Genomic DNA, 2,872 nt, shown 5'->3' with positions numbered 1-2,872 from the left:
GCCCCCCCGCTGGGGGGCGTGGGGTGCGCGGGCCACCGGCGGTTTGTTGGCCCGCCGCCGGGCGTCACCGGGGGGGGCGTCGGCGACGACTCCGTCGACTCCCGCGCGGAGGATGCCCGAGATCTCCGTCAGGAGCACGAGGACGAACACGATGAGGGTGTACATCACGAGTGTCGCGCCGGTCCTGAATCGTTTGGCCAAGGGGTAGGCGACCGCGAGGCGGGCCGCCAGGCCGCCCTCCGTCGGGCGCTGGAGGAGTCGCCGTACGGGGCGGAGCAGGGTCTTCTGGTTGTCGCTGACGAGCACCACCGCGGAGAAGGCGGCCAGGGCGCCCTGGATGACGTAGACGGACATCGAGGGCGTGTCGAAGATCCGGGGGCGGACGACGGGTGCCAGGAGCGTCCAGGCGAGGACGGCTCCCGCGATCGCGGTGGTGACCGTGTGACGGGGGAGGACGCGCAGCAGCGCCGGAGTGGCGAAGGCGAGGGCGAGCGCCGGCATGAGGTACGTGGCGTCGGGCTGGCTGCGTGCCACGGCCGGGACGGCCGCGAAAGCGCACAGGACCGCCAGGACGGTGGAGACCGCGAGCAGACGGCGGCGCGGCCGTTGACCGGGCGTCGTCGGGAGGTCGCGGATGGCGGCGATGATGTTGAACCTGCTGATGCGCACGCTGGTCGCGAGGATCGCGGCGAAGGCGATGAGCAGACCCATGGCCAGCCCGTTGAGGACGCTGGTGGGGGTGACGTCGAACGCGATGCGGATGCTGCTTCCGCCGACCGACCAGCCCTGGAAGATCTGCGCGGCCACCACGGCGACGCCCCAGCCGACGGCCACCCCGATGGCCACGCCCGGAAGAGCCGACAGCAACGCGTACGTCGCCCCTTCGAGGGTGAAGGACCCGACCAGCCGCGAGCGCTTCATCCCCACCGCCCGCACCATGCCCATCTGGGACTTCCGCTCCTCGCCGAGCATCACGAAGATGTTCACCAGGAGCAGGGCGCCCGCGATGATGCTGAAACTGCCGATCATGAGGAACAGGGCGCCGAGGGAGTCCCCGGCCTGCTTCGCGTCCCGCAGGACCGTGTGCTTCGGCGTCTCGATCGCCGTCTGGCCGGCGAGCGGTCCCAGTGCCTGCCGGATGTCGGCGGTCACCCGGTCGGTCAGGGCTTCGCCGCTTTCGACGCCGCCTCGGTTGGACACGAAGGTGACCGAGCGTGGCTCCGCACCGGTGACCCGGGCGGCGGAGTCCAGGGCCTCCGGTGGCAGGAAGACGTCACGGTTCAGCCTGCCGCCGAGGCCCACACCGGCCAGACCCTGCTCCGGCACCACACGCTCGACCCGGTAGGTCTGCGGCGTCCCGAACAGGTACAGCGTGACCGGATCGCCGGCCCCCACGTCCAGGGACCGGGCCAGCGGCTCGTTGACCACGACCTGGCCGGGCTTCGGGTTCGGTCCACCGAGACCGGAGCCGCTACCCGGTGCGCCGAAGCGGGATGCCTCGTCGAAGTCCATCTGCCAGGCCAGAACGCGCGGTTCGGCGACCGTGCGGTCGTCGGCGGTGCTGACGGCCGATGCCTGGGTCGCCTGGGCGTTCAGAACTCCGTCGACGTCGGGGTTCCCCGCCAGGCCGGCCAGTCGTTCGGTGACGGCGCGGCCGGTCGGTCCGGGGGGTGCGACGACGCGCTCGTCCACCGGTCCGAGGGTGCGGTACGCCTCCTGCCGTACGGAGAAGTTCAGGGTGTCGCCGACGACCAGGGCCCCGATGACGATGGCCGTGCCGAGCATCGATCCGCCGATCACCAGTGCTGCCTCGGTGCGCCGGCGAGCGACCTGCCGGAAGGCCAGCCGCCGGGACACCGGCTGCCGGACGGCGACCAGCACGAGGGCCGCGAGGGCGAGGGCCAGGGCGGCGAGCAGGGGGATGAGGAGGTTCGGGTACATGGTCAGCCCATGGGGAAGTCGCGGCTCGCCGCCCGGGCGGTGACGGCCTGGTGCACGTCGTCGACCAGTTGCCCGTCGCGCATGCGGATCAGCCGGGGGACGCGCGCGCCGATGGCGCTGTCGTGGGTGACCAGGACGATCGTCTGGCCCTCGTCCCGGTTGAGCTCGCACAGCAGGTCCATGACCTGGTCGGCCATCGCGCTGTCGAGGTTTCCGGTGGGTTCGTCCGCCCACACGATGGCCGGGCGTCCGGCCAGGGCGCGGGCGATGGTCACCCGCTGTTGCTCGCCGCCGGACATCTCGCTCGGCCGGTGTTCGACGCGGTGTCCCAGGCCCACCCGGTCGAGCATGGCGAGCGCCCTGCGACGTGCGTCAGGTGGCCGGGTGCCCACGAGCAGCAGAGGCAGTTCGACGTTCTCCACCGCGGAGAAGACGGGGATGAGGTTGAACGCCTGGAACACGAAGCCCATGGTGTGGGCCCGGTGCTCCGTGCGCGCCGCGTCCGACATCGCGAACAGGTCGTGGCCGTCGACCTCCACCCGGCCGGCGTCGATGTCGTCGAGCCCCGACAGGCAGTTCAACAGGGTGGTCTTCCCGGAGCCGGACGGTCCCATGACTCCCACCATCTCGCCGTGGCGCACGAGGAGGTCCAGGTCGAGCAGGGCGGTGACCTCGACGGAGCCCGTCCGGTAGATCTTGGTGACGCCGGTGGCGACGAGGAGTGCCCGGTCGGTGTTCATGCTCTCCATCCCAACCCCGGAAGAAACGGGAGGCTACGGCCACCCAGGCCCCGAGGAGGGGCCGAAGGGCCCAATCGACGCTGCCGCGATCAGACGTGCGCCGGGGCCCGGGGGCGCCCCCCCGCACCCGAGGGGGGGCGAGCGCCCCCCCCCCGCGCGGGGGGGGGGGGGGGGGCGGATCACCCACAGTA

General features: G+C 72.2%; 2 protein-coding genes. Both read right to left on the bottom strand.

Going from position 1 to position 2,872, the window contains the following annotated elements:
- The coding region (locus tag ACFW1I_RS00425) for an ABC transporter permease (protein ID WP_384664639.1) at positions 1-1,941 on the bottom strand (1,941 nt) is incomplete at its 3' end.
- A gap of 2 nt (positions 1,942-1,943) precedes the next feature.
- Positions 1,944-2,681 carry an ABC transporter ATP-binding protein gene (locus tag ACFW1I_RS00420; protein WP_384664637.1) on the bottom strand — a complete coding sequence of 246 codons (738 nt, stop codon included), beginning with the start codon at positions 2,679-2,681 and terminating at the stop codon, positions 1,944-1,946.
- Positions 2,682-2,872 lie beyond the last annotated feature (191 nt).

Source organism: Streptomyces sp. NPDC058955 (assembly GCF_042741435.1).
Lineage (GTDB): Bacteria > Actinomycetota > Actinomycetes > Streptomycetales > Streptomycetaceae > Streptomyces.
Note: the sequence above shows the minus strand (reverse complement) of the source record. Positions and strands in the feature narration are given on the sequence as shown.